The sequence below is a fragment of the Paenibacillus oleatilyticus genome (assembly GCF_018998565.1).
In the GTDB taxonomy this organism is placed as follows: Bacteria; Bacillota; Bacilli; order Paenibacillales; family NBRC-103111; genus Paenibacillus_G; species Paenibacillus_G oleatilyticus.
In genome coordinates, this window is record NZ_JAHNZO010000202.1 from 1 (window position 1) to 323 (window position 323).

1 pseudogene is annotated in these 323 nt (G+C 46.1%); it reads left to right on the forward strand.

Annotated features, from left to right (window positions below):
• Nucleotides 1–185, forward strand: a pseudogene (locus KQX66_RS36965) (arsenical-resistance protein); the annotation flags it as partial.
• Nucleotides 186–323 lie beyond the last annotated feature (138 nt).

A 323-nucleotide genomic window follows, 5' to 3' on the forward strand; every position in this document is an offset into this window, starting at 1 on the left:
CCACCGCTGTTGTGTTGTTTGGGTTGAACTCTGGTGCGGCTTTAGCAACCGTTGTTGGCGTGCTAATTGAAGTGCCTGTGATGTTGATGTTGGTTGAATTTTGTAAACGTACCGCGATGTGGTTTCCGCGAGAGCCAGAGAAGGCGACTCTACGAGATCCTCGCTGCGTCAGTCCTTATCGTTAGTTGATTGCAATAAACTTCTGTCGTTATTTATGAAGCGCGTCATGTTTATTTGCAGCACAAACTCAATCTATTCTCAAATCGCCGAAGGGTTTGCCAAGTATTTAGGGGTTGGAATTGTTTGGGTAACCAGTTCAGGGT